20 protein-coding genes are annotated in these 20909 nt (G+C 62.4%); 12 read left to right on the top strand and 8 right to left on the bottom strand.

Going from position 1 to position 20909, the window contains the following annotated elements; genetic code table 11:
• Window positions 1-47: 47 nt before the first annotated feature.
• The 5 genes from LL253_RS13910 (at window position 48) to LL253_RS13890 (ending at window position 6140) form a co-directional block, all read left to right on the top strand.
• Window positions 48-1187 (top strand): TIGR03364 family FAD-dependent oxidoreductase, encoded by a 1140-nt coding sequence (locus LL253_RS13910; RefSeq protein WP_228227565.1) that lies wholly within the window; start codon window positions 48-50, stop codon window positions 1185-1187.
• Window positions 1184-2029, top strand: coding sequence for a phosphonoacetaldehyde hydrolase (gene phnX, locus LL253_RS13905; RefSeq protein WP_228227564.1), 846 nt, complete (start codon window positions 1184-1186; stop codon window positions 2027-2029). Before LL253_RS13910 ends, phnX begins: the two co-directional genes overlap by 4 nt.
• Window positions 2026-3360: a DUF5690 family protein gene (locus tag LL253_RS13900; protein WP_228227563.1), complete on the top strand. Its 1335-nt coding sequence runs from the start codon at window positions 2026-2028 to the stop codon at window positions 3358-3360. The genes phnX and LL253_RS13900 overlap by 4 nt, the downstream gene beginning before the upstream one ends.
• Before the next feature lie 198 nt (window positions 3361-3558).
• On the top strand, window positions 3559-5361 hold the full coding sequence (locus LL253_RS13895) for a TonB-dependent receptor domain-containing protein (protein ID WP_228227562.1): 1803 nt from the start codon (window positions 3559-3561) through the stop codon (window positions 5359-5361).
• Window positions 5304-6140, top strand: a complete 837-nt coding sequence (locus LL253_RS13890; protein WP_228227600.1) for a TonB-dependent receptor domain-containing protein — start codon at window positions 5304-5306, stop codon at window positions 6138-6140. The genes LL253_RS13895 and LL253_RS13890 overlap by 58 nt, the downstream gene beginning before the upstream one ends.
• Before the next feature lie 650 nt (window positions 6141-6790).
• Here the strand turns inward: LL253_RS13890 and LL253_RS13885 are convergent.
• The 7 genes from LL253_RS13885 to LL253_RS13855 all read right to left on the bottom strand — a co-directional run bounded on the left by LL253_RS13885 (window position 6791) and on the right by LL253_RS13855 (window position 13684).
• Entirely contained in the window at window positions 6791-7531 is a 741-nt protein-coding gene (locus tag LL253_RS13885; protein ID WP_228227561.1) for a DUF2889 domain-containing protein, read from the bottom strand.
• 74 nt (window positions 7532-7605) lie between these two features.
• A complete protein-coding gene (locus tag LL253_RS13880; protein ID WP_009820708.1) occupies window positions 7606-8388 on the bottom strand; it encodes an enoyl-CoA hydratase/isomerase family protein in 783 nt (260 codons plus the stop codon).
• The gene (locus tag LL253_RS13875; protein ID WP_228227560.1) at window positions 8385-9455 is read right to left on the bottom strand and encodes a phosphotransferase; all 1071 of its coding nucleotides are present in this window, start codon (window positions 9453-9455) and stop codon (window positions 8385-8387) included. Before LL253_RS13875 ends, LL253_RS13880 begins: the two co-directional genes overlap by 4 nt.
• Entirely contained in the window at window positions 9452-10852 is a 1401-nt protein-coding gene (locus LL253_RS13870; RefSeq protein WP_407696106.1) for a DUF1254 domain-containing protein, read from the bottom strand. The genes LL253_RS13875 and LL253_RS13870 overlap by 4 nt, the downstream gene beginning before the upstream one ends.
• A 38-nt stretch (window positions 10853-10890) precedes the next feature.
• Window positions 10891-12051, bottom strand: coding sequence for an acyl-CoA dehydrogenase family protein (locus LL253_RS13865; RefSeq protein ID WP_228227558.1), 1161 nt, complete (start codon window positions 12049-12051; stop codon window positions 10891-10893).
• On the bottom strand, window positions 12048-12800 hold the full coding sequence (locus LL253_RS13860; RefSeq protein ID WP_228227557.1) for an SDR family NAD(P)-dependent oxidoreductase: 753 nt from the start codon (window positions 12798-12800) through the stop codon (window positions 12048-12050). Before LL253_RS13860 ends, LL253_RS13865 begins: the two co-directional genes overlap by 4 nt.
• The gene (locus LL253_RS13855) at window positions 12797-13684 is read right to left on the bottom strand and encodes an SDR family NAD(P)-dependent oxidoreductase (protein WP_228227556.1); all 888 of its coding nucleotides are present in this window, start codon (window positions 13682-13684) and stop codon (window positions 12797-12799) included. The genes LL253_RS13860 and LL253_RS13855 overlap by 4 nt, the downstream gene beginning before the upstream one ends.
• 152 nt (window positions 13685-13836) lie before the next feature.
• On the opposite strand from LL253_RS13855, the gene LL253_RS13850 reads away from it, so the two are divergent.
• A complete protein-coding gene (locus tag LL253_RS13850) occupies window positions 13837-14526 on the top strand; it encodes a carboxymuconolactone decarboxylase family protein (RefSeq protein ID WP_228227555.1) in 690 nt (229 codons plus the stop codon).
• Window positions 14527-14608: 82 nt separating this feature from the next.
• On the opposite strand, the gene LL253_RS13845 is transcribed toward LL253_RS13850, so the two are convergent.
• The gene (locus tag LL253_RS13845) at window positions 14609-15361 is read right to left on the bottom strand and encodes an SDR family NAD(P)-dependent oxidoreductase (RefSeq protein WP_228227554.1); all 753 of its coding nucleotides are present in this window, start codon (window positions 15359-15361) and stop codon (window positions 14609-14611) included.
• 117 nt (window positions 15362-15478) lie between these two features.
• Between LL253_RS13845 and LL253_RS13840 the strand changes: the two genes are divergently transcribed.
• The 6 genes from LL253_RS13840 to LL253_RS13815 all read left to right on the top strand — a co-directional run bounded on the left by LL253_RS13840 (window position 15479) and on the right by LL253_RS13815 (window position 20907).
• Entirely contained in the window at window positions 15479-16096 is a 618-nt protein-coding gene (locus LL253_RS13840; protein ID WP_009820716.1) for a TetR/AcrR family transcriptional regulator, read from the top strand.
• A 2-nt stretch (window positions 16097-16098) separates the two neighbouring features.
• Window positions 16099-16896, top strand: a complete 798-nt coding sequence (locus LL253_RS13835) for a helix-turn-helix transcriptional regulator (RefSeq protein WP_228227553.1) — start codon at window positions 16099-16101, stop codon at window positions 16894-16896.
• A 67-nt stretch (window positions 16897-16963) separates the two neighbouring features.
• Window positions 16964-17386, top strand: coding sequence for a Zn-ribbon domain-containing OB-fold protein (locus LL253_RS13830; RefSeq protein ID WP_228227552.1), 423 nt, complete (start codon window positions 16964-16966; stop codon window positions 17384-17386).
• Window positions 17383-18531, top strand: a complete 1149-nt coding sequence (locus LL253_RS13825; protein ID WP_228227551.1) for a thiolase family protein — start codon at window positions 17383-17385, stop codon at window positions 18529-18531. Before LL253_RS13830 ends, LL253_RS13825 begins: the two co-directional genes overlap by 4 nt.
• Before the next feature lie 4 nt (window positions 18532-18535).
• Window positions 18536-19714 carry an acyl-CoA dehydrogenase family protein gene (locus tag LL253_RS13820; protein ID WP_228227550.1) on the top strand — a complete coding sequence of 393 codons (1179 nt, stop codon included), beginning with the start codon at window positions 18536-18538 and terminating at the stop codon, window positions 19712-19714.
• Window positions 19715-19731: 17 nt separating this feature from the next.
• Complete coding sequence (locus tag LL253_RS13815) at window positions 19732-20907, top strand: acetyl-CoA C-acetyltransferase (RefSeq protein ID WP_009820722.1); 1176 nt, start codon at window positions 19732-19734, stop codon at window positions 20905-20907.
• Window positions 20908-20909 lie beyond the last annotated feature (2 nt).

The raw sequence follows: 20909 nt of genomic DNA, 5'->3' as shown, positions 1-20909 counted from the left end.
CGTGAAGCAGAATTGTTACAAACAGGTCACAGGCAGGCAAGTACGCCATGAACAGGGATTTCGACGTCGCCGTCATCGGACGCGGCATAGTGGGCATGGCCCATGCGCTGGCAGCCGCGCGCACCGGCAAACGAGTCGTGGTGATCGACCGCCATGCGCGGGCGACGGGCGCCAGCATCCGCAATTTCGGCTTCGTCACTGTCACGGGGCAGGAACGGCATGACATGTGGCCAATGGCGCGCCGGGCGCGCGACGTGTGGGCCGATGTCGCGCCGCGCGCTGGCATCATCGTCGAACAGACTGGCCTCGTCCTGCCTGTCCGTCGCAAGGCGGCGGTGGCCGTGCTGGAAGCCTTTCTTTCCACGGAGATGGGCGAAGGCTGCGACCTGCTGACCGATGCGCAGTTGCGGGTGCTCGATCCGCAGACACCTTTCACCCCCTGCGAGGGTGCGCTCGTCAGCCCGCACGAACTGCGGGTCGAGGCGCGCGAGGCCATCCCGAAGATAGCCGCATGGTTGGAACGGGATATGGGCGTGACCTTCGCAGCCCCCACCACGGTGATTGCCTGCGAACAGGGGTGCGTCGTCACCAGCGGCGGCAACATTCGGGCGGAGGCGATCTTCGTCTGTCCGGGCGACGACCTCAACGCGCTGTTTCCCGACGTCATGGCCGACCATCAGGTCACGCGCTGCAAGCTCCAGATGCTGCGGCTTGCCGCGCCGGGCTGGCGCATGTCGCGCCCGGTGATGAGCGACCTGGGGCTGGCCCGTTACGAAGGTTATTCGGCGCTGCCAGAGACGACGGCGCTCACGCAGGAATTGCGCGCCGAGCAAGGCGCGCTGTTCGATGCGGGCATCCACCTCATCGCCGTCCAGTCGGCCGACGGCTCGCTGGTTGTCGGCGACAGCCATGATTATGGCGAAGCGCCCGATCCCTTCCATCATGCGGCGATCGATGCGCTGATGCTGGAGGAATATGCCGCCGTGCTGGGGCAGCCGACCGCCATCATCGAGCGCTGGATCGGCATATACGCCTCCTCGCCCAAGCAGAACTGGTTCACGCACCAAGCCGCCCCCGGCGTCCATGTCACCGTCGTGACATGCGGCGCGGGCATGTCCACCGCCTTCGCGATCGGCGAGCGGGTGGTTGGCGCGGCCCTCAACGCCCCGATCAAGGAGATTGCATGATGTCGGATATTGTCGCGGTGCTGTTCGACTGGGCAGGCACGATGATCGATTTCGGTTCCCGCGCACCGGTGATGGCGATGGAACAGGTGTTCGAGAAGACAGGCGTGCCGGCCGACGAAACGACCATCCGCCGCTATATGGGCATGGCCAAGCGCGAGCATGTCGTGTCTATCCTGTCCGAGGATGCCATGGCCGCGCGCTGGCAGGCGGCGAAGGGCAGCGCTTGGAGCGAGGCCGATGTCGATGCGCTGATGGTCGATCTAGAACCGGCCATGGCGGCCAGTGCTGCGCTCTGCCGGGAACTGATCCCCGGCGCGGCGACCGCTGCCTCGGCGCTGAAGCACAAGGGCATCAAGGTCGGATCGACCACCGGCTATACCCGCACGATGATGGCGGACATCATCCCCGCCGCCGCCGATCAGGGCTATGCGCCCGCCGCCATCGTCTGCGCCGGAGAGACGGCGCTTGGCCGCCCCGCGCCGCTGATGCTGTGGCAGGCGATGGCGGAGCTATCCGCATGGCCCGCCGGGCGCTGCGTTGCGGTGGATGACGCGCCGGTCGGCATCGTCGCGGGCCGCAATGCTGGCCTCTGGACCATCGGCGTTGCGAGATCGGGCAATGGCGTCGGCATGACCTATGACGATTTCATGGCCTTGGCAGTGGAAGAACGCGCGGAACGGATGGCGCCGGTCGTCGACGAGTTTGCCGCCGCCGGGGCTGATTTCGTCGTCGAAAGCGTCGCCGATCTGTGCCTTGCCATCCGCGCCATCGAGGAAGCGCTGACGAAGGGCGATCAGCCCGGCGCGGCGGCGACGCGGATGCTGGCGGGCCAGCCCACGTGACCGCGCTGGCGGTGGAGGACGGGATGGGACAAAGCGCGCCGATCGCCGCGCGCCGGACACTGACCGGACGTCTGGCGAGCGCGCATCCCGCCTTTTTTGCCCTTTATGCCGGCCTTGCCGCCTTCGTCGCCTATTGCTCCATGTATGCCTTCCGCAAGCCCTTCACCGCCGCGACCTATACGGATGCGGGCGGCTGGGAAGGGCTGATCGATTTCAAGATCGCACTCGTGATCGCGCAGGTGGCGGGCTATGCCCTGTCCAAGTTCATCGGCGTCAAGGTCGTGTCGGAAATGGCGGCGACCCGGCGCGGCCTTGCCATCGTCGGGCTGATTGTCGCGTCCTGGATCGCGCTGCTCCTGTTCGCCATCGTCCCACCGACATGGAAAGTCGCGGCGCTGTTCCTGAACGGCCTTCCGCTCGGCATGATCTGGGGCCTCGTCTTCGGTTATGTCGAAGGCAGGCGGACCAGCGAAGCGATCGCGGCGATCCTGTGCGCCAGCTTCGTCGTGTCGTCGGGCATTGTGAAATCGGTGGGCATGTGGCTGATGACCGATATGGGCGTCGGCGAATATTGGATGCCGGCGGCGACCGGCGCGCTGTTCATGCCGCTGCTGATCGTCGCTGTCATCGGCCTTGCGCAACTGCCGCCGCCCACGCCCGCCGAGCAGGCCGAACGCATGGCGCGGCCGCCCATGCCGGCTGAGGCGCGGCGCGCCTTCCTGCGCGACTATGGCCCCGGCGTCTGCTTCCTTGTCCTTGCCTATGTGCTGTTCACCGCCATCCGCGATTTTCGGGACAATTTCTCGGCGGAGATCTGGGTCGACCTCGGCTATGGTGGCGTATCCAGCATATTCACCGCCAGCGAAGCGCCGATCGCACTCGTGACGCTCGTCATTCTCGCCAGTCTTGGCTTCATCCGTGACAATATGCGGGCGCTGATCGTCATCCATGCCATCGTCATGGCAGGCGCAGCGCTGATCGGGGTGTCGACACTTGCCTTCCAATTAGGCTGGCTCGCGCCGTTGCCCTGGATGATTTTGTCCGGGCTGGGGCTGTATCTGGGCTACACACCGTTCAATGCGATGATGTTCGACCGGTTGGTGGCCGCGACGCGGCGGGCGGGAACGGCCGGCTTTCTAATCTATGTCGCCGATGCATCGGGCTATGGCGGCAGCGTGCTGTTGACGCTGCTGCGCAACATGCCGGGCGTGACACTCGACTGGCTGCATTTCTTCATCTGGCTTGCCTATGCGGGCGCGGCGCTGTGCCTGGTCATGGCGATGGCGTCGATCCTCTATTTCAGGCGGAAACTGGGAAACAGCGATCGATAGACCCGGTCAGATCATGTTTCCCATATCATGCCCCGTCCGGCAAAGCTGGACGGGGCATTTGTCGTCAAACCTTCATGTTGCTCTGTATATTGCTGCAATGCACCCAATGAATTGGTTGGAATCGACTAAGTCATGGCAACCCATTCGTCATGATCTGGCGGCGCAAGAATGCGCTGTAATCTATCGAGGGGTGACAACATGACTAAAGCAATCCTGCATTCCGCCGTCAGCATCGGCGTACTGATTTTTACGACCAGTGCCTATGCGCAGGCATTGCCCGAAGCAGAATCCGTCAGCGGTGATGATATCGTCGTCACCGGCACAATCGTCTCAGGCGAAATGAAATCCATCGCGGCGCAGCGCAAGGCGGACAATATCGTCAACGTCCTGACCAGCGACGGCATCGGCCGCCTACCGGACCGCAACGCCGCCGAAGCGGTGCAGCGCCTGCCGGGCGTCGCCATCGAGCGCGATCAGGGCGAGGGCCGCTTCGTCGCGGTGCGCGGTCTGCCCTCGCAATGGAACTCCACCCTCATCAACGGCAGCCGCCTGCCGACCGCCGAGGAGGAAACGACCAGCCGCGCCACCGCCTTCGATTTCTTCCCGTCCGAACTGATCGAGCAGGTCGTCGTCGCCAAGGCAATCACGCCTGACATGGAGGGTGATGCCATCGGCGGCTCCGTCAACTTCATCACCAAAACCGCGCCCGACAAGCGCACCCTGCAACTGACGGCCGGCGGCAATTATTCCGAAAAAGCCGACAAGGCAGGCTTCCTCGTCAACGGTCTCTATGGCGACCGTTTCGCCGACGGCAAATTCGGCTTCGTCCTGTCGGGCAGCTACTACAAGCGCCACTGGGCGACCGACAATTATGAGCCGCGCCGGGGTGGCGACGGCATCGGTATCACACGCTTGGAACTGCGCGACTATACCGGCGAACGCGAGACGATCGGCCTGAACGGCGCCATGGAATATGCGTTCGACGATGGCGGCAAGCTGTATGCGCGCGGCATCTACGGTTCGCTCAAGGATGATGAGACCCATTACAAGCATCGTCTGAACTTCGCGTCCAACCGGGTCGAGGTGCAGAATATCTTCAACACGCTGATTACCGAATTGTTGGGTGGCGAGATCGGCGGCGTCCACATGCTGGGCGGCGACGGCGGCGCGAAATTCGACTGGAAGGCGGCGCATTACGAAAATCTCTTCCGCTATGGCAACACGCCCGACGGCCGCGACAACAGCTATTTCGTGGTGCGTTTCGACCAGCGCAATGTCGGCTATACCGGCCTCGACAATCGCGGATCGGGCAACCTTGCCTATAATGAGATCGATGGCGGCACCGACCCGGCCGACGCCATCAGCAACCATCTGCCTTCTTCCTTCCAGATGGACCCGTCGCTCACCCGCCTTGCCAATGTCGAATTGTACAAGATCCGGGTAAAGGAAACCGACCGGATCGTGCTGGAAGGCAATCTCACCCTGCCGGCCAGCGACACGCTGACCTTCAAGGCAGGCGTTAAATATCGTGACAAGCTGCGCGACGCGACGTTCGAGGATCTGTTCTACACCTGGAACCGGGCTGCAGGTCCGGTGCCGACGCTGGCCGACTTCCCGCTGATGAACCAGCCGGGACGCGGCCAGTATCTCGACGAACTGGCGATCGGGAAACAGTATAGCGGCCAGTTCTCTCAGGTGGTGTCCGAAAAGGATCTGGTGAACTGGTATCTCGCCAACCGGGACAATCTGGTCCTCGACGCGGCCGGATCCGCGACAGCGGAAAATGGCGGGGCGCTTGGCCGCACCTTCCGCCTGTATGAAAAGCAGGCCGCCGGCTATGCCATGGCGACCTGGAATCCCAACGATGCGGTGACGCTGCTGGGCGGGGTACGGCTGGAGCATACGAAAACCACCGTGGCTGGGCAGGTGCTCGTCAACGTGGGCTGGAAAATGAGCGGCGCTCCAACGATTATCTGTCGATCCTGCCCTCGCTGCATCTGACCTACCGCTTCGATGGTGACACCAATCTGCGCGCTGCCATCACGCGCAGCTTTGCCCGCCCCGATTTCGGTGACCTCGCGCCGGGCGGAGCCTTCAGCGAGGCCGATCTGGAATTTCAGGGGGGCAACCCCGATCTCAAACCCACCTATGCCTGGAACGGCGACCTGCTGTTCGAACATTATTTCGGCAATGACGGTGTGATTTCCGCTGGCGCCTTCTACAAGCGGATCAGCAACCCGATCTACGACTCACGCCGGGTCGGCACCTATCGCGGCATCGACGGCGTTGCCTTCCTCACCTCGGCGAACGGCGCGGCGGGTGATCTGTACGGCTTTGAATTCAACGTCCAGCGGCGACTGAATTTCCTGCCGGGTTTCCTGTCAAACCTGGGGCTTAACGCCAACTACACGCTGATCCGCTCCACCTTCACCCTGCCCGACGGGCGCGAGGTGCGGGTGCCGCGTCAGGCCAACAATTTGGCGAATATCGCGGCCTATTATGACGATGGCCGCTTCTCCACCCGCCTCGCCATGAACTACAAGGGCGCCTTCATCGAGGAATATGGCGCGGACGCCGACAGTGACAGCTATTATGGCGCCTATACGAGCCTCGATCTGACGGTGAACTGGCAGGTGACGCCTTCGGTCACGCTGTTCGGGGAGGCAAGCAACCTCACCAACCAGAAGCTGCATTATTATCTGGGTAACAAGGAACGCCCGCTTCAGGTCGAATATTACGGCCCCCGTTTCGTCGTCGGCGTCAAGGCGGCGCTCTTTTGATGAGCGATGAGGCCCGGCTCCTCCATGGGGGCCGACCTCACCTGTTTTGAGAGGGACGCTTTGATCACGCCGCCATAAGCTGTTGCCATCGTCGACGCCGACAACGGCTGGTCCTTCAAATGGAAGGGATTGCGATGCCTGTGATTCGATTTGCACTTTCGGTGTTCGGTCCGGCCATACTGGCCGGCGCGGCTTAAGGACAGACGACACCCGGCCTCGGCGATCTCGTCGGTGCCCGCGGCGCGGGCGGGGAAACGGCGCTCCAGGCACGCGGATATGACTTCGTTCGGGGCGAGAAAGGCGAGGATCGCAGCTAACCTAATGGTGGAACGGCGTGAAGTACCAGTGCGTCACCGTGGCGACCATGGACGGTCGCTAAACCTCCATTACCGCCAAGCAGGCCACCGATTGCAACCAGCAAGAGGATCGGCGCCGTGGCGGTCAGGAAGTTCATGATCGGCCCGACCGGGAGCGCGGCTATCATCCTGACATCGGCTATGGCGGCCGTATCCGTCTGTCCAAAACGCGGGTGCCGCCGCTGAACAGCCGGGGCAGCGACGGCAGGCGGGATCTCTATGACGTCGCGATGGGGCCGGACATTATTCGCGCGAAATATCGGCTGCACGGCCTCAACAAGCCGCGTATCACCATCACCGGTGGAGATGAACCTCCTTCTCTCCAGTCATGACAGCAGTCTTCACCGGTTCTGCGCTGTAGGCGTAACATCGTCCGAGCATTACTGGATTTTCGCGAGCAGGGCGACCCGCAGCTTGTGATGGGCGGTAGCGCCGACCGACGGCTATGAGCCAGGTGCGCGCCAGGATGGTGGCGGCTTCAAGTTGGTCCTGGTCAAAAGCAGCACTGGCCCATGCGGCAAAGCCCGTTCCCAGCGGCCTTCCCCGAAGCTCCAGCGGCTCGAGAATCGCGCCCTGCCGGACGAGCCAGCGACAGATCAGATCACTATTTCGCCATACTGCGATGACGACAGGCAATTCGACCTCGTCAGGCACCTCCGCTTCATAAAGAATTTCCATCGATGGCTGCTGAGCATGGGCAATTGCCAAGACCGCAAGATCCAGAAGGTGCGTGCAATGATGGCGCGCGATCCCGCCGGCATAGAAGTCGCGCCTTGGCGTGCAGATCGGCAGCCCGATCAGGGACTGAAGCTGACCAACTGCGCCGGCGCATGCCGTGGTTGGGATGCGGATGCTTTGCCCCACTACGGCGGTCACGATTGTGCCATCGTGCACGATGGAGCAGTGCATCTCGTGAAAATTATCGAGGAGATGGCCGTTAATCCGATCGGACTGCGTGCGCAGGGAGACGCGGCGAACCGTGGAGCCAGTACCATAATCCGGATTGAGCGGAAAGTTGAGCTGCTTGGGTCTCATGGCAAAGGCACCGACCTTCCGACATGGTCGCGACGGTCATGCGCTTGTAGCGCGCCTTGTCCTTCAACCTGCGGTCATACGAAATGCGGCGGTCGCTTCGCCAGGAAAGCGGCGACTCCTTCCCGCCCTTCGGCCGCTCCGGCGGACTCGGCAATAGAGGCGGCTTCGCGATCTAGTTGGGTGGAAAGGTCGGCGTTTACCGATTCGACCAGCAAAGAGCGACATCTGGCGAGTGCGCGGATCGGCCCTTTTGCAAGCGTCGATGCGACGGCCGACGCCTCGGTGCGCAGCCTATCATCGGCAACCACACGTGTCACAAGGCCCATTCCCGCCGCTTCCTCGGCGCCGATCCGTCGGTTGGTGAATATCATCTCCTGCGCCCTGCGCATCCCGATCAGGCGCGGCAACCACCATGACGCGCCGCCGTCGGGCGTCAGTCCGACCGCGCTGTAGGCCGAGGTGAAATGCGCGGAAGCGGCCGTAAGCGCGATATCTCCCAATATCGCAAGGCTGAGTCCCGCGCCTGCCGCAGGACCGTTGATCGCCGTGACGAAAGGCTTTTCCATCGTAGCGAGCCGATGGATTCCGCGATGGAAACTGCGGGCAAGGGCACCGACTGCCGCTTCGGCATCCTCTCCGGCTGCGGAGAATGCGTCGATGTCGCCTCCAACGCAGAAGAATTTCCCGCTTCCGGTCAGGACGACGCAGCGTATATTCGCGTCCTCCGCACATTGCTCCGCCAGTTCATTGAGGCGGAATGCGAATTCGGGATCGACGGAATTGCGCTTTTCGGGCCGCGCCAATGTCAGCCAGGCGATGCCGTCCCGGATATCGAGCGTGATGGCAGGATTGTTCATTGCGCGCCCGCCTTTTCCGCCTGCTGCCACGCCAGACGCATGAGTTCGGGAAGCACCGCAACGCGCTCGCGCGCTTGCGCGGATGAGGCGTTGCCGCGGATGACCCGGCCCTTGATGCCATGAAATATGGCTGCGAGCCGAAAGAAGTTGAAGGCAACGTAAAAGTCGTAGCCGGGCATGCCCGCCAGCCCCCTGCGCCGGCAATAGGCGGCGAGATAGGCCGCTTCGTCGGCTATGCCGAGCGCGGCAGGTTCGGTCCCGCCCAGACCAGCGACGATATGCGGCGGCATGCGATACATCATCGCATGATAGGCGAAGTCGGCACCCGGATGTCCCAGCGTCGAAAGCTCCCAGTCGAGCACAGCCAGAATGCGAGGTTCGGTGGGATGGAAGATCAGATTGTCGAGGCGGAAGTCGCCATGGACGATGCTCGTTTCCTCTCCGTCGGGGATGTGGGAGGGGAGCCATTCGACCAGGCGATCCATATGGGGATCGCGCCCGGCCGCCGTATCCTCAAGATATTGGCGGGACCAGCGCGCAATCTGTCGTTCGAAATAGTTTCCGGGCCGACCATAGTCTGCAAGGCCGATGGCAGTGAAATCAATGCTGTGAAGATCGGCGATCGTCCCGTTCATCGCATCGAAGAGCGCGGCTCTTTCCGCGCGGGAGACGTCGGGCAACGCAGCGTCCCAGAAGATGCGGCCCTCCACCATGTCCATGACATAGAAGATTGTGCCAATGACGGTGGGATCGGTGCACAGGCCATGGATGGCTGCGACCGGGAATCCTGCCCGCGAAAGGCTGGTGAGCACTTTTGCTTCCCGATCGAGTGCATGCGCGCCCTTGAGCAGAGGGCCGGGCGGTTGCTTGCGCAGGACATACGTCTTGCCGGGCGTACGCAACTTATAGGTCGGATTGGACTGCCCGCCCTTGAATTGCTCGATTTCCAGCGGCCCGGCATAGCCTGCGACATTGGCTCGCATCCAGCCATCCAGCACCTCCAGATCCAGCTCATAGCCGGGGCGGACGGTCGCCGTTCCGCTGTTGCTATCAGCCGGAGCGCTCATTGCGCCCCCCGGTCTGCAGAGATGGGGGGCGGCAGCCATTGGCCGTTCAGCATGGCAGGCTTTGGTCCATAGGCGCGGATCACGACGAAGAACGGCCCCGCCGGAGCGGGCAGCCAATTGCCGGTGGCGGGGGCGTCATGCTGTATCCGGATATCGATCGAGCCGTCTTTCCGTATCTTGAGGCCCTTTGTCCGGTCGCTCACCAGATAGCGACCGAGCGGATTGGGATATAGGGCAAACGTTTTCGAGTCGTAGAGCGTGACCGACCAGAAGCTGTTGACGGGCGGCGGTGTTTGCAGGCGGAGCGTGTAGCGGTTGGATGCGCCATCAAATGTCGCGCCCTTGCCATCGACGAAGGTGGTGTAGGAGGCGTTTTCCTCTCGCACATTCGCGCCGAGCCCGGCGATGTTAATGACGGACCGGCGCACATAATTGAAACCGTAAACGGCCTTGTTGACCTTCATCCACCCCGTACCGGTGGGTTCGCCCAGTTGCGCCTTGGCGCGGGTAAGCATGCCCAGCGCTTCCGTATAGCCGCTTTCAATCGCCGCTTGCGCAGCAGGAGTGAGCGCGTCCGGATCAAACGCCTTGTCTCCCATTATGCCGAGCGAGCGGAACTGCGATACGAGCGCCGCTTCGCCCGGCTGCCATCCGTTGGTCCGCAGCACATAGTCGAGCACCCGAAGATAGCCCAAGGCGCCGGAAGCGGGAGGCGGGGGGGACGCATAGCCACTTACATTCGCGGTTTCTTCTCCTTCTTTCGGAGGGATGATTTTGACTGCATCCTGAAAGGCGCGCGCCGTCCGGACTTCCGCATCGGACTGGGCAAAGGCGCGCATGAGAATCCAGAGCTGGGTGGTTGCCGCGTGATAGATCCTCACCCCTTTTGGCGGAGTTCCGTTCCATCCGCGCGGTACCAGCAGGAAGCGGCCGCCCTCAAAGCCGATCGTTCGATTGCTGAGATTGCTCGGATTGCCGAAGATGTCGAAGATGTTGAGCGTGAAATATTTGAGCTGCGTTGCCGGGATATCGATTTCGACCGGCCCCTTGCTGAGGTCTATCCAGGCGGTGGAGTAAAGCGTGTCGGTGTTGGGAACCTTGAACGTGGCATAGTCCGGCCCGGCAAGGTTTCGGTCATGCGCGAAGCGGTTGAACCCGGTATAGTTGTCGGAACCGCGGTCAATCGCTTGCCGATAAAGCTGTTCATATTGCAGATACGCCGACATGCCGTAAACGGTCGCCTCGAACGCGGTGGTCCGCAGCAGTGCGGCGCGGTCCTTCTCGTTTCGTGGCAGCAGGTCTTCGCCATAGCCGGATCGGGTGGCCGGGGCTTCCGGCGCGGCGAAACTTCTTGTCTGGGCATGCCCCGCGCTCGAAGCCAGAAGTGGCAGGAGCATGGCCACCGACCGCGCGGCAGGTGCATATGATCTCATGTTCATGACTGTTCTTGCTTCCATTCGCGCTTGATCTTTTTGGCGAGGCTCCACTTATGGACTTCGGTTGGACCGTCGTAGATCCGGAACGCGCGGATTTCCCGGAATGCCTGTTCGACGATCGTGTCGCCGGAAACACCGGTTCCTCCCATCACCTGTACGCACCGATCCGCGACGCGAAACAGCGCGTCCGACACCGCGACCTTCGCCATGGAGCTTTCCGCCGTGCCGAGCGATCCTGTGTCGAGAACGCCTGCGCACCAGTCGATCATCAGTTCGGCCTGTTTCAGGTCGATGAGGTTGTCGGCAAGCATGAAGCCGACGCCTTCATGATCGACGAGCTGCTTGCCGAATGCATGGCGTCGGCAAGCATATTCAGCGGCGATTTCGTGCGCACGCATGGCGAGGCCGAGCCAGCGCATGCAGTGCGAAAGGCGGGCAGGGCTGAGGCGTATCTGGGCATAGGTGAACCCTTCTCCGCTGGCACCCAGCATCTGGTCTGCCGGGACGCGCAGATCGACGATGTCGACTTCGGCGTGGCCGCCGGGCATCGAACTGTCGATCGTGTCGATCACGCGCACTGTCCGGATCGCCGGATCGGGCAGGTCGACCAGGAACATACATGCGCCGTCGTCGGATCGCGCCATGACGATGCCGACATGAGCGCCTTCCGCCCCGGTAATAAACTTCTTTCGGCCATTGATGCACCAATGGTTGCCGTCGAGATGGCAGGAGGTCTGCATCATCGACGGATCGGAACCTGCGCCGCCCGCTTCAGCGGGCTCGGTCATGAAAAAGGCGGAGCGTGCCTCGCCTTTCACCAGCGGGTCGAGGAAGCGGGCTTTCTGCTCGGTGGTCCCGACCTTGCCCAGCAAATACATATTGCCTTCATCCGGCGCGGCGGTGTTGCATGCGATCGGACCGAGGGGAGACAGGCCCGTCCTTGTCAGAACGATCGCCGTTTCCCGCTGGGTCAGATGCGATCCGTCCTCCAGGATATGCGGGGTCAGCACGCCGGCCTCCCGCGCTTTGGCGCGAAGTTCGCTGACAAGTGCGTCCGCCGGTCCGTGGAAACCGAGGCGATCGTCGCTTTCATAGGGGACGACCACATCCCGGACAAAGGATTCCACCCTTGACGCGATAGCAGTTGCTCGCTCGGTCATTGCGCCGTGCTCCCCCCGTCGATCACGAGCTCGGCACCCGTCATGTAGCGCGATTCCTCACTTGCCAGAAACAGGATGCCGTCCGCGATCTCTTCGGCCTGTCCGATCCGGCCCAGCGGGACATCCGCCAGCAGGGTCTTGGCGATTTCCGCATCGGCATGGGCGGGCGCAGTCAGGGGAGTGGCTATGTGGCCAGGATGAATGGAATTTGCTCGTATGCCATTGCCCGCCGCCGCACATTCAATCGCGGTCGCCTTGGTGAACATCCGGACACCTCCCTTCGCGGCGCAGTAGGAGCCGGTGCCGGGGCCGGCCACGATACCGCGAATGGAGGACATGTTCACAATCGCGCCCTGGCCCGATGCGGCGAGCAAAGGCATCATATATTTCGTGCCCAGGAACACGCTGTCGAGATTGACGGCGATGATCGATCGCCACTGCTCCAGTGTCGTATCGGTGATCGAGGCGAACTTGCCGAAACCCGCATTGTTCACCAGAATGTCGAGCTTCCCGAACTGTGCGTCGATCCGTTCGGCCAACGCGGCCCATGCCCGTTCATCGGTGACGTCCATCGTGACCGTCTGGTGCCCGTCGCCGCGGAGCGATGCGAACACGCTCGACAGGGCATCTTCGTTGCGGTCTGCCATGACGACTTTCGCGCCTTCTTCCGCGAAACGGCGGGCGGTGGCCAGCCCGATGCCGGACGCCGCACCTGTTATCAGCGCAATCCGTGCGTCGAGCCTGTTCATATCCTTTCCTCCTCTGAATCGGCCTTGCCCTTGCTGAGAGAAATCAGACTGTCGAACTGAGGATTTTCCCGCTTCAGAATGGCTTGCGTCCTTTTTTCGATTGGTCCGTCGTACCGTGCGGTGGTGAAGACGTAGAACAGATCCTTGCGGATGCCGTCGAACGCCAGCGCGGCCACGTCCTCGGGGGAGGGGGCATTGCGGAACAGATTGTCGGAAATTGACTGGAATTCGGCGGCTTCGGTCGGTTGCCCGTCGGCAGGTTGCAAATGGGCCGGGCGCGATCGCTCGGCCTCGTAAATCCGCGTCGCGACGAGGCCGGGGCACAGCATCGTCACACCAATCGGTGCGTTCAGCGAGCGAAGGCCGGCATAGAGCGCTTCGGTAATGCGCACCATGGCGTGCTTTGACGCGCCATATACGGCGGACCCTTCACCGCTGACAAAGCCGGCCACAGACGCCGTGTTGAGAATATGCCCCTGACGCCCTTCGGCTAACATTCTTGGCACGAAGCTGCGGATGCCGTTTACGACGCCGTCCATGTTCACGCCAAAGGCCCAGCGCCAGTCCTCCGGCGCATATTCCCAGACGAACCGGTGGCGACCGCCGGGAACGACACCGGCATTGTTGCACAGCAGAGATACCTCGCCGAAGCGGGACCAGGCGAGGTCGGCGAGAGCCTGTACTGCTTCCGGATCAGCGACGTCGGTCTTCTGAAGCGCGATACCCGAACCGTCGATGGTGTCAGCCACCGCTTCAAGATCGGCAAGATTGATGTCCGCAAGGACGAGATTCATGCCCTGCTGCGCGGCCAGGCGCGCAAGCGCCGCACCAATGCCGCTGCCCGCTCCCGTAATAACGGCCGTCCGCCCCATAAAGTCTCTCATCCGGGCACGCTCCTCTCGCATCGGCCTTTATGCAAGAGAGTGTAGTCGACCGTCCGGTCGGACGTCAACTGGTTGTCGGATGTTGACCGCGCTTGCGAAGCGGCATAGCCATAGTCAACCGACCGGACGGTCCAGACATTATCGGAGAGACTATGACTGATCTTCTGCCACCGCTCACCAGTCTCGGCCGCTTGCGTCGTGACGCGCCTAAGACCGTTTCCGGTTTCCGACGGTGGCGCGCGATTATCGATACCGATGGCGCGGTTCCTGCCAGAATCAAGCGTCTGTTCGTCGCCTGCGCGGCTACGATCAAGGGCTATCGGGAGCTCGCGCAGCGGGAACTGGTCTTGGCCCGGGCGGATGGGCTGACCGAGGCGGAAGCCGGCGCGGCTGTGGCGATCCTTGCGAGTGTGCGCGGCGAGGGGGCGTCGCTGCGCTTTTACGATATCTACCGGGAGACATTCCCGGAAGCCGACGATCCCGATTGGCCAGACGAAGACATGGTCGTGGAAGATGGCGAAGCAGAGGCCAACTTTCTTCAGTATTTCGGAACGATGCCGCCTTCACTGGGCAAGTTGTTCGAGGTCAAGCCGCTTGGCGCCGACGCTTATTATCTCATGCGTGAGGGTACATTGTCGGGGACGGCGCTGGGGCCTGTATATGCCGAGCTGTTGCTCGTTACCGTCCTGGCTGCCGACTATAGTTCCTGGGCATCGGTGCATATCAAAGGCGCACGAACCGCCGGTGCCAGCGACGAAGCGGTGGCAGAGGCGATAATCTGCGCCGTGCCGACCGCTGGCCTGTCGGCATGGGTTATCGGCGCGACCGCAATGGACGCTTAATGTGGTGGATTTGGAATTCGCCTCATTGGCCGGGAGAGCTAGAGCGAATTGCAAATCCTTCAACCGCACTGGAATCCGGCGTTCAAAGGCCGCTGACCAGATGCCCGCCGTCCACCGCGATAACCGCACCCGTCATGTAGCGCGACTGGTCGGAGCACAACAGCAGGAGCGGACCGTCCAGATCGTGCATTTGGCCTAGCCGCTTCTGCGGGATGCGCGAGATGAGGCGTAGCCCCGCATCGGATGCGAAAAAGTCGCGATTGAGGTCGGTTTCAATATAGCCGGGGGCGAGCGCGTTGACCCGGATGCCCAGCGCCGCCCATTCCAGCGCGAGTGCCTTCGTCAGCTGGATCAGTCCGGCTTTGCTGGTTGCATACGCGGCCAGTCCCTTGGACACGCGTTCGCCCAGAATCGAGGCGATGTTGACGATCGTTCCGCCTTCGTTACGCATCATGCGCGCCGCATGTTGGGCCACCAGAAAGGCGCCGGTCAGATTGGGCTGGAGTACTTGCTCCCATTCCGATGTACTGAGATCGAGCGCCGCGCTGGTATGGGCAACCCCTGCATTGTTCACGACGATTGAGAGAGGTTCGGCAAGGCTCCGTTCGATATGTTCAAAGGCTGCTGCGACGGCAGCCGGATCGGTGACATCCATGGCGATGGGAATGCAGGTGCCGCCCTGCCGTTCAATCTCGTCGGAAAGCGCGGCCAGCGCGTCCACCCGGCGTGCCGCGGCTATGACCCTCGCTCCCTCACGCGCCAGAAGATGAGCGAAATGCCGGCCCAAACCTGAACTCGCTCCCGTGATCAGTGCTGTCTTGCCCTTAAGTTGCATTGTCCACTACCTCGCCCTTGCATTCTCGTCATCCAGCCGTATCCCTAGGAGGAACCGACCAGACGGTCGACTTACCTTTGTGAGAGGTAGGACGCGGAACAGGGACCAGAGCCGACAATGGCGCGAGAAGCAGCAAAGAAACGACAGACGACCGAAGCGCATGACGAGAAGCGCAACGAGATACTCGGGCATTGCGCGACGCTTTTCGACCGGGTGGGATATCACAAGGCCTCGATGCAGATGCTGGCGGATGAAGTCGGCCTCGGCAAGCCGACACTATACCATTATTTCTCGAGCAAGAGTGCGATCCTGTTCGCTATGCACGACGCGCATATGAGCGCGCTGCTGGCCGGTCTCGATGAGGAACGGGGATCGGACGATCCGCTGAGGCGCCTGCACGCAGCATGCGTTGATATCCTGCGACAAATCGCAGAGCATCCGGGCTATGTCCGCGCGTTTATGGACCATTATGAAGATCTGGAAGGCAAGATGCGCGAGCATATCCGGGCGCAGCGCAATGCCTATCTCCAGCGGGTGCGCGGCATCATCGAGCAGGGTATCGCGAACGGCCAATTCCGAGCCTGCGATCCGGGGCTCACGACGCTGGCTTTCCTCGGCATGTGCAACTGGGCCTATAAATGGTATCCTCCGCTGGCGAAGCGGAGATCGCCGGAAGATGTCGCCGACGCGATTTGCCAGCCGTTTTTCGAAGGGTTGAGTTTGAAGAGTAACTGACCATGTCCGCTATCGGCCCATGCTGCGCGATGCCGTCCAAAAGCTTGATCGACGCTATCCGCTTTTCGGAACCCGGTGGCATAAGACCGGCGGCAGAGCGACTGCGTGATGCAGTGGTCGATATTTGTGGGTTGCACACTGCGGTCACGCACAATGTGGCTTCCCGCGAACCGATGCGAGACGGCGATGGTGCGGTGCTTGCAAGTGAGGTTTTCGGATTCCGCAGCGAAGAGTCGCGCTGGTGGGAGGTGCCCCAGCTTGCCCTTTCCTCGCCGATCGTTCACGCCTGCCGGGTCGAAGCGGAGCCGTTCTGGTGTAATGCGCACGGTTTTCGCACCCGCTTGCCCAACCCGCTGCTCGATCTGATCGACCTGCACGATTTCCGTATCCGAGCAATGACGGCGGCAGCGATCGTGGTTCCCATCCACCTGCCGTTCGGTCAGATCGGTGCGGCGAGCTTCCTTTCACCTGAACCCGACACCAATGACCTGTCCGATGCCTATTCGTCTGCCGCCGACGCGCTGGCAGTGCTGGCGCGGGCCTTTGTGCAAAGCTATGCCAAGGTAACGGCGCGGGCGCGCCACGATCTGGCCAGCATTTCATTGACCAAGCGAGAGGTGGAATGCCTGCGCTGGGCAGCTGCCGGAAAGACGAACGAGGAAATCGGAATCATTCTGGGTCTGCAACGCACCACGGTGCGATTTCACATCCGATCGGCGTCGGTAAAACTTGACGCCGTGAACCGCGATCAGACGATGTTCAAGGCCGCGCAGCTCGGATTTCTGGGCATGATCAACTAGGCCCCTGTCGCATTGGTCAGAAGCAGACCGAACGGTCGGGCGCTATATCTTCGGCAGGAGATTAGCCGTGCCCGACATCCTAGAAGTCCCGATCGCAGATGACCTGATCCGCTCTGATACCGAGGGCGTCGCTCTGCTTGCGTCCCGCGAGCGCGCGACCGGGCGGCTCTGTTTTCCGGCGCGGACCGAAAACGATACGCGGTACGAGCGCATGGTGCTGCCCAGGACCGGTCGGTTATGGTCGTGGACCGTTCAGCGGTTTCGCCCCAAATCCCCACCATATGCCGGCCCGGACGCATTCGAGCCCTATGCGGTCGGCTATATCGAACTGGAGGGTGCGTTGATCGTCGAGGGACGTCTGGTCGACGTGGCATTCGACGCGTTGGAAATCGGTATGGCGATGCGGGTCGTGCCGCTGCCCTTCCGGCTGGCGGACGGCTCGCTGCGCACCAGCTTCGGGTTCACAGCGGACGAGGGGCAAGGCGCATGAGCGACGATGTCTTCATTGTCGGTGCAGGAATCCATCCCTTCGGCCGTACACCCGGTCTGTCGGGCCTTCAGCAGGGAGTCTTCGCCGTCAGGCAGGCACTCGATCGCGCAGGGCTGGCATGGCCTGACATTCAGTTCGCGTTCGGCGGATCGGATGCCGCCGGGAACGCCGACACGATGGTGGCGGAGCTGGGACTTACCGGCATTCCCTTCATCAATGTCGCCAATGGGTGCGCGACGGGTGGCTCGGCGATGTTCGGAGCCTATAGCACGATCAAGTCTGGTGAGTTTGATCTGGGGCTTGCGGTTGGGTTCGACAAGCATCCGCGCGGCTCATTCTCACCGCTTCCTGCGGATTGGGGCCTGCCGGACTGGTATGGCGAAACCGGGCTGATGCTGACCACCCAATTTTTCGCCATGAAAATACAGCGTTATATGAGCATGTACGGCATCACCCCGCACACGCTGGGCGCGGTCGCCGAGAAGGCATTTGCCAACGGCGTCCTTGCCGATCATGCCTGGCGGCGCGAAGCGGTCGACATTGATACCATCATGAATTCGCAAATGGTCAGCGATCCGCTCACCAAGTTCATGTTCTGCTCGCCGGGAGAGGGCGCAGTGGCATTGTTGCTGGCGAGCGGCAAAAAAGCGCGTGAGCTCGGACTGCCTGCGGTACGATTGCGTGCGGCCGCCGTCCGTACCCGCCCCCCGGGCTCCTTCGAGGTTTTCTCGCCAGCGCTTGATCTTGAACGCGGTGGTTCGCCGACCAGCATCGCCTCGCGAGCGGCCTACGATATGGCCGGCGTCGGCCCCGAGGATATCGACATCGCGCAGCTTCAGGATACTGAGGTGGGCGCGGAGATCATGCACATGGCCGAGAATGGCTTTTGCGCTGATGGCGACCAGACCGAGTGGATCGCGAAAGGTCGCACGCGGATCGACGGAGACCTGCCGGTCAACACCGACGGCGGCTGTCTTGCCTGTGGGGAGCCGATCGGCGCATCCGGACTTCGCCAGGTGTACGAAAATTATATGCAGTTGACCGGGCAGGCGGGTGCGCGGCAGGCACCTGGCAAGCTGCGGCTGGGCTATAGCCATGTCTATGGCGCACCCGGCGTCTCCGCTGTCGCGATCGTGGAGCGTTGACGCCATGGACCTGTCCCTTACCAAAGATCAGCAGTCTTTTCGCGAGGAGGTGCGGGCTTTTCTCGCCGCCTCGCTTACGCCCGAGCTGCGGCGCGGAGCCGAGCTGACATCCGGGGTGTTTGCAGAACCCGATATTGCGCGCGAATGGCAGGCGATCCTGGAAGAGCAAGGCTGGCTGGTCTATCATTGGCCCGATCATGCAGGTGGGCCGGGATGGACGCCGATCCAGCGCTGGATCTTTGAGAAGGAATGCGCTGAGGCGGGCGCTCCTGTCCTGCCGGGTATGGGGCTGAAACTGGTGGGGCCGGTGCTCTACACATTCGGCACCCAGGCGCAGCAGGATTATTATCTTCCGCGTCTGCGCTCGGCAGAACATTTCTGGGCGCAGGGCTTTTCGGAGCCCGGCGCGGGTTCCGATCTTGCCAGTCTGCGGACGCGCGCCGTGCGCGAGGGAGATCATTACATCGTGTCGGGCCACAAGATCTGGACGACGCAGGCCCAGTATGCGAACCGGCTTTTCGCGCTGGTCCGTACCGACGCCGAAGTGAAGCCGCAAAAAGGCATCAGCTTCCTTTTGATCGACATGGCGCAGCCGGGCGTCACCGTAAAGCCGATCCTCAGCGCATCCGGCGATCACGAGCTGAACGAGGTCTTCCTCGATGAGGTAAGGGTGCCTGTTTCCGACCGTGTCGGCGACGAAGGACAAGGCTGGTCGATCGCAAAATTTCTACTGGAGAATGAGCGGGGAGGGTCAAGCTTTGCGCCGGCGATCCTCGCTGACCTTGCCCGTTTGCATACTTCGGCAGGCCCATTGACCGGCGAACTCGCCGACCGCGCTCTTCGACTTCGACTGGAGGCGGAAGCGCTTGAAATGACAGAGCTTCGGACGCTGATTGAGATTGAGCATGGCGCCGCGCCCGACCCGCGCAGCCTGACCACCAAGCTGCTGGCGTCCGAAATCCGGCAGGGCTTAGAGGCCCTGGCGGTGGACGCATTCGGACTAGCCGGCCTTCAATTGCCGGGCGAACGCCCTTTTTATGGTGGCGACATGCCCGCGCCTGTCGTTTCGCCGGCGGCGCAGGTCGCGGCGGCCCGCTATCTCAACGCTCGCGCCTGGTCGATTTTCGGCGGCACCAGCGAAATCCAGCTCACCCTCATCGCAAAGGCCGCGCTCGGCCTTTAGACAAAGAAGGACGCATCATGCCTGAAGCCTATATCGTTTCTGCCCGCCGTACCGCCGGTGGCCGCCGCAATGGCCGCCTTGCCGGCTGGCACCCCGCCGATCTTGGCGCCCTCGTTCTGAACGCACTGGTCGCCGACGCCGGTGTCGATCCCGCAGCGATCGACGATGTCATCATCGGCTGCGTGAGCCAGGTGGGCGAGCAGACATTCGCCTTCGGTCGCAATGTGGTGCTCGCGTCCAGCCTGCCCGACAGCGTGCCGGCCGTGACGATCGACCGGCAGTGCGGATCATCCCAGCAGGCGGTGCATTTCGCGGCGCAGGCGGTCATGTCAGGCCTTCAGGACATCGTAATTGCAGGCGGCGTCGAGAGCATGACGCGCGTGCCGATGGGATCAGCCATCACGCTGGCCAAAGCCGGCGGAATCGGCGCCAATCCTTTCTCCGGGGCGATTCAAAAGCGCTATGGCGTGGAGATGTTCAGCCAGTTTCAGGGCGCGCAGATGATTGCCGACAAATATGGCTTCACCCGTGAGGATCATGACCGGTTTGCGCTCGCCAGCCACGAGAAGGCGGCGGCGGCGATGAAGGCGGGCGCATTCGACCGGGAGATCGTGCCGGTGCCCATCGTAACTGCGGACGGCGAGCAGGCAGTGCATGATCGCGACGAAGGGGTGCGGGCCGATGCATCACTGGAGTCGATTGGCTCGGTCAAGCTGATCAGCGAGGGAGGCACGCTGTCCGCCGCCGCTGCCAGCCAGATTTGCGACGGGGCGAGCGGTGTGCTCGTCGCATCCGAAGCGGCGGTGCGGGCGCATGGCCTGAAGCCCATCGCCCGCATCGTCAATCTGGCGGTGACGGCTGGCGACCCGGTGATCATGCTGGAGGAACCGATCCCTGCAACCCGCCGAGTTCTGGATCGCGCGGGCATGACGATGAAGGACATCGACCTGTTTGAAGTGAACGAAGCCTTCGCGCCCATCCCGCTGGCCTGGATGAAGGCACTTGATGCGGACCCGTCCAAACTGAACGTCAACGGCGGCGCGATCGCGCTCGGCCATCCGCTCGGTGCCACCGGCACGAAGCTGATGGCGACGCTCATCCATGCGCTCAAGGCGCGGGGCAAGCGCTACGGCCTCCAGACAATGTGCGAAGGCGGCGGCATCGCCAACGCCTCGATCATCGAGGTGCTTTGAGC

Source organism: Sphingobium soli, from assembly GCF_020782245.1.
Taxonomy (GTDB): domain Bacteria; phylum Pseudomonadota; class Alphaproteobacteria; order Sphingomonadales; family Sphingomonadaceae; genus Sphingobium; species Sphingobium soli.
Note: the sequence above shows the minus strand (reverse complement) of the source record. Positions and strands in the feature narration are given on the sequence as shown.